Below are 6,045 nucleotides of genomic sequence, written 5' to 3'. Positions count from 1 at the left end.
GCCGCGCCGCGCCGCGGGGATGAGCTCTCCGCGCGGCGGGCTCGACGCGAGGCCGAACGGCGCGTGACCGCGGCGGAGAAGGAGCTCGCGGCGGCGGAGCGCGCAGTGGCGAAACAGGACGACGTGCTGCGGACGCTTCGCGCGCGCGCCGAGGAGCTCGACGACGACATCGCCGACCTCGAGGCGCAGCTCGCACAGCTGCGCAGGGAGGCCGAGCGCATCGCGGGAGAGCTGCCGGGGGCGACCGAGCGTCAGGAGGAGGCCGTGGCGTCGCGCGACGAGGCGGCGCGGGATCGCGAGGCGGCGCAGCGGGCACTCGATGCGCTCTGACCCCGGTCTGCGCGGCACGTGTGCGACGATGGCTGGCATACGGAGAGGCGAGGGGGCACCGTGAAGCGGAGCACGAGGGTCGGCGCTGTGGGCGTGGCCGCGGTGGTCATGGCCACCGTGTTGTCCGGATGCATGGGCGGGGCGGACTTCGCCGTGCTCGAGAAGGAGCCTCAGGCGGCTGACGCCCTGCCGGATGCCGCGGTCGACGACAACGACGGCGTCGTCGCGCCGGACACCGCCCGGTTCGTGGGGAAGGACGGCGACGTGTCGCTGTGGCTCGCACGACCCGCGTCCGGCAGCGGGATCTGCGTGGTCGCGTATCAGAGCGATGACGCGTACGCCACGGGCTGTGCCGACAACGGGACCTGGGTGCGCCTCAGCGGCGAGCTGGGCACGTACGAGGTCGCGCCGGACGGCTCGCCCACGCCCGAGGGGACCGAGCGGCTGTTCGACAACGTGTTCGTGCCGGCGGGGTGAGGGCGAGCGTCTGCGTCCGGGGCAGCGCCAGGGTCAGGCCGTGATCGGGCAGAGAGGTGTCGGGGGCGACGCCTCGGTGAGCCCCATCAGTACCCGCAGTGCGGAGCGGACGCGCAGCTCAGACGAGCAGAGCCCACACCGCGACCGCGATCGCGACGACGGACGCCACCGAGCGCACGCCGTTCAGCGCGTTCCATCGGCGTTCGAACGCGGCGCGTGTGGTCGCGGCAGAAGTCGTCGAGCCGTCCAACGCATTGTTCAGCGGGACGTTGCCGGCCACGGTGACGACGACAGCGCCGAGGAAGAACACGACCCCGCCGGCGGCGAGCAGCCACCCGCGCGCAGAGTCCAGCGCGAGCAGGCCCGCCCATACCAGGAACACCGGGGGCAGGAAGATCGGCAGGAGGAACAGCGGATTCACCACCGCGCGGTTGATGGCGCGCATCGAGGTGACGAAGGTCGGGTCGTCCGTGCGCCCGAGGCCCGGCATGACCCCGGTCGAGAAGGACCAGAACGTGCCGCCTCCGAGCGCGAGAAGGACGAGGCCGACGGCGGCGAGTGCGTCTGTGAGCTCCACGTCGGGCACTCTACGACATCGTCGCGTCGCCGCGGATGCGCGGCCCTCCTAGGCTGACCGACATGAGCGAAGACCTCGGCCGCACCGTCATCGCGGATCTGTGCCGCCTCCCAACCCCGAGGCGATCGACCGCACGGCGTTCGTCGAGCTCGGCGGCGTCGAGCAGTTCGTCTCGATCCGCGGCCGCAGCAGGGCGAACCCGGTGCTCGTCGTGTGCCACGGCGGTCCGGCGCTCCCGTCGTTGCCGTCGTCGTGGATCTGGCAGCGCGGGGTCGAGGAGTACTTCACCGTCGTCAACTACGACCAGCGCGCCAGTGGCAAGTCCGCGGCGACCGTGTCCGACGGGCTGGATCTCCGTGTCGAGAGGTATGTCGACGATCTCGTGGAGCTGATCGCGTGGGTGCAGGCCGAGCTCGGCGTCCGGAAGGTCGGGGTGCTCGGCCACAGCTGGGGGACGATCATCGGCCTCACTGTGGCCAGGCAGCGACCCGACCTGCTGTGGGCGTACATCGGCGTCGGCCAGGTCATCTGCGGTCCCGAGAACGAGGTCGAGAGCTTCGGTCACGCGATGCGGAGTGCCGTCGCGGATGGGAATGAGCGGGCGGTCGCGGAGCTGCAGTCGCTCGGGGAGTATCCCGGCGCGGAGCCGTTGACCGTCGAACGCATCGTGACCTGCCGGAGGTGGGCCCAGCACTACGGGGGTCTGTCCGCGTATCGGTCCGACTTCGCGTACTTCACGGAGTCGCAGGAGCTGTCTCCGTATTACACCGATGCCGACCTGGGGTTGATCGGCGCCGGGCAGCAGGTGACCATGACCGCGGTGCTCCCGGCCCTGCTCGGCTTCGACGCCCGCGATCAGACGGCGTTCGAGGTGCCGATGCTGCAGTTCCTCGGACGCCACGACTGGACGACGCCTACGGGCCCCGTCGTGCGCTGGCTCGAGCACGTGACGGCACCGTCGACGCACGTCGTCTGGTTCGAGAACTCGGCGCATCTGTGCATGCTCGAGGAGCCGGGCACGTTCCTCGTGAGTCTCGTCACCCACGCGCTGCCCCATGCGGTCGACGCGATGCCGGTGGGCGGGCAAAGCAAAACCCCCGCCATGTAGAAGCTAGGCGAGGGTTTCTGGGCTGATTGTAATGATCAGCCTTGTGGCTCCGACCGGCATCGATCCGGTGACCTTTCGATTTTCAGTCGAACGCTCTACCAACTGAGCTACAGAGCCGCGCGGCGATGGTGCTGCCGCGTCCTAGACGAAGAGCCCTCTCCGAAGAAAGAGCTCGTCGCACGGAGCGACCCTGACGGGACTTGAACCCGCGACCTCCGCCGTGACAGGGCGGCACGCTAACCAACTGCGCTACAGGGCCATACTGGTGTTTTCAATTGTATCGGATGGAGTGACCCCAACGGGATTCGAACCCGTGCTACCGCCGTGAAAGGGCGGCGTCCTAGGCCGCTAAACGATGGGGCCGAGTCAGTCCCGGGAGGACTTCCTTGCCGACGCTCAAGCATAAGGGATGACGCGAGCAAATCGCGAATCGAGGGCGATGCGTCTTCCCCCGGGCGTGTTTCGGGAGGACCATGGAGGTCACGATGGTGCTGCGGGGGCCGTGCCATTTCGCTGGTGCGGATGTGAATGTTGTTGTTAGTGTGACATCTGTGAAACCGGCGGAAGGGGCCGCGTGAACGACAAGAATCCGGTGGATGCTGCCTCCGCCGCCTCCGCGGAGTGCGGCTGCGCGCCCAGCCCGGCCGAGAGCCATGCGTTCTGGAAGGCGGGCATCAGCCGTCGCGGGGCCATCGGCCTCGGCGCCCTCAGCGTGGTCGCCCTCAGCGCCTTCGGCATCTCGTCGGGCGTCTCCGCCGCCTATGCCGCGTCGTACCCGAGCTGGGACGACGTGCAGCGCGCCAAGCAGAACGAAGCCGCCAAGGCGGCCGAGGTCTCGCGGATCGAAGGCCTCATCCAGTCGCTGACGCAGAAGGTCGCCGAGACCCAGGCCGCCGCCGAGGCCGCGTCGAACGAGTTCTACAACGCCCAGCAGGCCTACTTCGCCGCGATCGCCGAAGCCGACGCGCTGCAGGAGAAGGCCGACGCCCAGGCCGCCGCGGCCGACGAGTCCGCCCGCAAGGCCGGGCAGGTCGCTGCGCAGCTGTATCGCAACGGCGGCGACAACACCTCGCTCGAGCTGTTCTTCGCCGGATCGGCCAGCAACGCCGATGAGCTCCTTGCGCGACTGGGCTCGATGGACAAGCTGCTCGAGTACAACCGCTCGGTGTACGACGACGCCGTCGCCGCCCGCAACGCCGCGCAGTCGCTCAGTGACCAGGCCGTCGTCGCGCGGGACGAGCGCGACCGGCTGCAGAAGATCGCCGAGGAGAAGATGGTCGCCGCGCAGCAGGCGGCCGATGCGGCGCAGGCCGCCCTCGACGAGCAGTCCGCGAACCTGGCGACCATGCAGGCGCAGCTCGCCGCGCTCAAGGACACCACCGCCACCACCGTCGCGCAGTACCAGGCCGGCGTCGAGGCCGCCCGCAAGGAGGCCGAGCGCCGTGCCGCCGAGGAGGCCGCCGCGAACGCGGGGGGCAACAGCGGTGGGGGAGGAACCCCGGGCTCCGGGGGTTGGGTCCGTCCGCACGGCGGCTACCGCAGCTCCGGCTACGGTCCCCGTTCGCAGCAGTGCAACTCCCGCGGCTGCTCGTCCAGCTGGCACTACGGGGTCGACCTCGCGAACGGCTGCGGGGCGGCGATCTACGCGGCGCACTCGGGCACCGTCGACGCGGCCTTCTACAACGGCGGGTACGGCAACTACGTGCGCATCCAGCACGGCGGCGGCGTCGCCACGGGCTACGCGCACATCAAGCCGGGTGGCTTCGCGGTCCGCAACGGCCAGTGGGTCGAGGCCGGACAGGTCATCGCCTACGCCGGCAACACGGGCGGCTCGTTCGGCTGCCACCTGCACTTCGAGGTGTACATCAACGGCCGCTACACGAACCCCATCAACTTCATGGCCGACCGGGGCATCTCCGTCTGAGATCGGTCGCGCAGCAGAAGACCCCCGGAGCACCGTGCTCCGGGGGTCTTCTGCATCAGCTCAGTGGCCCTGCTCGCCGAACCGGGCGATCGCCTCGTCGAGGATGCGCTGCGCCTCGGCGGCGTTCCCCCACTCGTCCACCTTGACCCACTTGTTGGGCTCCAGGTCCTTGTAGTGCTCGAAGAAGTGGGCGATCTCCTTCTTCGTGTACTCGGCGATGTCGTCGATGTCCTGGATGTGGGCCCAGCGCGGGTCCTTCGACAGGACCGCGACCAGCTTGTCGTCGCCGCCGGCTTCGTCGCTCATCTTGAGCACCGCGACGGGGCGGACCTCGACGACGACACCGGGGTAGATCGCGTGGTCGAGCAGCACCAGCACGTCGAGCGGATCGCCGTCTTCGCCGAGCGTGTTGTCGAAGTAGCCGTAGTCGGCCGGGTAGCCGAAGGTCGTGTACAGCACGCGGTCGAGGTGCACGCGCCCCGTCTCGTGGTCGACCTCGTACTTCACGCGGCTGCCGCGCGGGATCTCGATGACGGCGTCGTGTGCGCCCATGCGTGTGCTCCTCAGAAAGTTCGGTTGGATGCCGCCGACCAGCCTACTCGCGGGCCGGCGGCTCGACGTCCGTGCGGTGACCGCGTGCGCGCCGGTTCAGCAGGCGCGCGAGCGGCCCGTTCAGCAGCAGGAGCAGGAGCGCGGCGTAGCCGTTCGGCGCGGCGAGCGCGGCGATGACCAGGGCGATCGCGAACAGGATGATCGCGGCGAGGTCGCCGACGACGCCCGCGCGGAGCACCGACGCGGACGCCGTGGTGAGCTGCGGGTGGCGCAGCAGGTAGAGCCAGCCGCCGAGGGTCGTGACCTGCGTGCCGATCAGTGTCCCGATGTACACGACCGCCTGCAGCGGATCGGAGTCGAGCTGGCCGAGCATCGCCGTCGGCACCGGCAGCCACACGATCGTGGCCATCCAGCCCACGTTGATCCACAGCAGCGCCGGGGTGATCCGCTCGACGTCGCGGTACTGGCTGTGATGCCCCATCCAGAACACCGCGATGAGGAGGAAGCTCAGCGCGAAGCTCAGCAGCTGGCCGGAGTGCTCCGTGAAGAACTCGGCCGTGCTCCGATTCCCCGCCGCCGTGTCGGAGACGGCTTCCAGCAGCGGGAGGATGAGCAGCGTCATGGCGATCGCGACGACCGCGTCGACGAAGGCCGTGAACCGCTCGGTCCGATACAGGTACGGCCTCGCGTTCTCGGTCACCGCGCCAGAATATCGGCGAGGGTGGGCGGGAGCCAGGGGGTCGCGAGGCGCTGGCGGTGCCCTAGCGTGGAGTGATGCCGTCGCTCGATCCCGCCGTCGCCGAGATCCGCCTCGCTGTGCGCACCGCGCTCGCCGACCTCCCCGAAGGGAGCTCCGTGATCGTCGCGCTGTCGGGCGGTGCCGACTCCCTCGCGCTCGCCGCCGCCACCGCGTTCGAGGCACCCAAGCGAGGTCTCCGCGTCGCCGCCGTCACGGTCGACCACGGGCTGCAGGACGACTCCGCCGCGGTGGCTGAGCGGGCCGCGCGAACCGCCGCGGACCTGGGCCTCGACCCCCTCGTCGTCCGGGTCGAGGTGTCGGGCGATGGCGGACCGGAG

The 6,045-nt window shown here is 69.9% G+C and carries 7 protein-coding genes, 3 tRNA genes and 1 pseudogene; 5 read left to right on the top strand and 6 right to left on the bottom strand.

Annotation, left to right across the window (positions count from 1 at the left end):
- Both DW309_RS10870 and DW309_RS10865 read left to right on the top strand, forming a co-directional pair.
- Positions 1-330: pseudogene (locus DW309_RS10870) on the top strand (hypothetical protein); the annotation flags it as partial.
- A 60-nt stretch (positions 331-390) separates the two neighbouring features.
- On the top strand, positions 391-807 hold the full coding sequence (locus DW309_RS10865) for a hypothetical protein (RefSeq protein WP_136045379.1): 417 nt from the start codon (positions 391-393) through the stop codon (positions 805-807).
- Positions 808-925: 118 nt separating this feature from the next.
- On the opposite strand, the gene DW309_RS10860 is transcribed toward DW309_RS10865, so the two are convergent.
- Positions 926-1,384: an anthrone oxygenase family protein gene (locus DW309_RS10860; protein ID WP_136045378.1), complete on the bottom strand. Its 459-nt coding sequence runs from the start codon at positions 1,382-1,384 to the stop codon at positions 926-928.
- Between the two features lie 100 nt (positions 1,385-1,484).
- Between DW309_RS10860 and DW309_RS10855 the strand changes: the two genes are divergently transcribed.
- The gene (locus DW309_RS10855) at positions 1,485-2,492 is read left to right on the top strand and encodes an alpha/beta fold hydrolase (RefSeq protein WP_136045377.1); all 1,008 of its coding nucleotides are present in this window, start codon (positions 1,485-1,487) and stop codon (positions 2,490-2,492) included.
- 44 nt (positions 2,493-2,536) lie between these two features.
- Here the strand turns inward: DW309_RS10855 and DW309_RS10850 are convergent.
- From DW309_RS10850 to DW309_RS10840, 3 genes are all read right to left on the bottom strand, one after another.
- Positions 2,537-2,609: transfer RNA gene (locus DW309_RS10850), tRNA-Phe, on the bottom strand.
- Positions 2,610-2,677: 68 nt separating this feature from the next.
- Positions 2,678-2,751: transfer RNA gene (locus DW309_RS10845), tRNA-Asp, on the bottom strand.
- Between the two features lie 31 nt (positions 2,752-2,782).
- Positions 2,783-2,855, bottom strand: a tRNA-Glu gene (locus tag DW309_RS10840).
- 211 nt (positions 2,856-3,066) lie between these two features.
- Between DW309_RS10840 and DW309_RS10835 the strand changes: the two genes are divergently transcribed.
- A complete protein-coding gene (locus DW309_RS10835; protein ID WP_136028535.1) occupies positions 3,067-4,416 on the top strand; it encodes a M23 family metallopeptidase in 1,350 nt (449 codons plus the stop codon).
- 60 nt (positions 4,417-4,476) lie between these two features.
- On the opposite strand, the gene ppa is transcribed toward DW309_RS10835, so the two are convergent.
- Together ppa and DW309_RS10825 are read right to left on the bottom strand one after the other, a co-directional pair.
- Positions 4,477-4,968, bottom strand: coding sequence for an inorganic diphosphatase (gene ppa / locus DW309_RS10830; RefSeq protein WP_096713254.1), 492 nt, complete (start codon positions 4,966-4,968; stop codon positions 4,477-4,479).
- 43 nt (positions 4,969-5,011) lie between these two features.
- Entirely contained in the window at positions 5,012-5,668 is a 657-nt protein-coding gene (locus DW309_RS10825; protein WP_136028534.1) for a TMEM175 family protein, read from the bottom strand.
- 74 nt (positions 5,669-5,742) lie between these two features.
- Here DW309_RS10825 and DW309_RS10820 point away from each other — a divergent pair.
- Positions 5,743-6,045, top strand: a 303-nt coding sequence (locus tag DW309_RS10820) for a PP-loop family protein (RefSeq protein WP_275090524.1), incomplete at its 3' end; no start/stop codon positions are given.

This window comes from Microbacterium sp. K41 (assembly GCF_004794395.1).
Lineage (GTDB): Bacteria > Actinomycetota > Actinomycetes > Actinomycetales > Microbacteriaceae > Microbacterium > Microbacterium sufflavum.
Note: the sequence above shows the minus strand (reverse complement) of the source record. Positions and strands in the feature narration are given on the sequence as shown.